The organism is Ruegeria sp. BI11 (genome assembly GCF_056538005.1).
Genome location: NZ_JBQFSM010000051.1, coordinates 1 through 1,520, shown reverse-complemented (window position 1 = coordinate 1,520; position 1,520 = coordinate 1). Strand labels below are relative to the sequence as shown.

Below are 1,520 nucleotides of genomic sequence, written 5' to 3'. Positions count from 1 at the left end.
GATACTGTTGAAAAAGTCTGTTGATTGGTTGCTGTTGTCCTGATTCACTTGTTTTGAGAGTGGGAGGGCGCGGCGATGATGGGACCGAGGCAGGTGGCGCAAGGTGCGTTGTTTTATGAGTTCTCAATCGAAGAGTTTGTGCCGCAGGATCACCCGATGCGTGGGATTGATCGCTTCCTTGATCTGACCGAAGTGCGCCCAATGCTTGCGCCGTATTACAGCTCGCATGGTCGTCCGTCGATTGACCCTGAACTGATGATCCGCATGCTGCTGTTGGGATACTGCATGGGCATCCGCTCCGAGCGGCGGCTTTGCGAAGAGATACATGTCAATCTGGCGTACAGGTGGTTTTGCAAGCTGGACCTGGCCGATCCGGTGCCTGACCATTCGTCGTTCTCAAAGAACCGTCATGGCCGTTTCCGGGAGAGCGGATTGTTCCGTCATTTGTTCGAGACAGTTTTGCAGCGCTGCATGGATGAAGGTCTTGTCGGTGGCCACAGCTTTGGCGTTGACGCCAGCCTGATACCCGCGAATGCAAACCAGACACGCGGCATTGATAGCAAGGAAGGCCTGCCACCTGAACTGACCTCTCGTGTTCTGGACGAGTACCTCGAAACGCTGGATGATGCCGCGTTCGGCGGGTCCACCAAGGTTGTTCCCAAATACATATCACCTGTCGACCCTGCTGCCCGCTGGACAGGGGCAGATGGTGGGGCGGCGTTCTTCGCCTATTCCACCAACTACATGGTGGACTTGGATAATGCGGTGATCGTCGACGTGGAACCTTCGGTTCCGATCCGAACCGCTGAGGCGTTTGCCGCACGGCGCATGATCGACCGGATCACAGACCGCTTCGACATGACACCAGACAAACTGGTTGGCGATACGGGCTACGGATCGGCAGAGATGCTGGGGTGGTTGGTGGAAGAGCGTGGCATCGCTCCGCACATTCCGGTCTGGGACAAATCGAAACGGACGGACGGGACGTTCTCACGCGAAGATTTTGTTTATGAACCCGCGACCGACAGCTACACCTGTCCGGGCGGCAAGGCGTTGCAGGCCTATCGCCGGAACTTCTCAACGCCACGAAAAGCAAATGGCGGCAAAGACGGCTTCATCAGATACCGCGCCTCCAAACATGACTGCGACATATGCCCTTTGAAACCGCAATGCTGTCCGAAGGACAACGGGAGACGCCTCATGCGCTCTGTGCACGAAGCTGCTCGAGACGTCGCACGCGATATCCGAAAAACCGATGCTTACATGACCTCATTCATCCAAAGGCGGAAAGTCGAGATGCTCTTTGCCCATCTGAAGCGATACATCGGCGTGCGGATGATGCGGCTTCGAGGACCCAAAGGCGCATATGAACAGTTCCAGCTAGCAGCAACGGCACAAAACCTTAGGAAACTCGCAAAACTGGTCCCGACACCAGCCCCCACATGAAGAAAAGGCGCGTCACCCCAAATCTCGACAGCCGTCAAACCAGCCAAAACATCGACTTCTTCAACAGTATCCGG

At 55.9% G+C, this 1,520-nt stretch carries 1 protein-coding gene; it reads left to right on the top strand.

The annotated features are described in order from the left end of the window. Positions 1-75 precede the first annotated feature (75 nt). Positions 76-1,446 carry a transposase gene (locus tag ACR0DT_RS24995; RefSeq protein WP_480713339.1) on the top strand — a complete coding sequence of 457 codons (1,371 nt, stop codon included), beginning with the start codon at positions 76-78 and terminating at the stop codon, positions 1,444-1,446. Positions 1,447-1,520: the final 74 nt, after the last annotated feature.

Bases quoted from the DNA above. Each gene is read 5' to 3' on its own strand.
- ACR0DT_RS24995 (WP_480713339.1), top strand. From the start codon at position 76: ATGATGGGACCGAGGCAGGTGGCGCAAGGTGCGTTGTTTTATGAGTTC.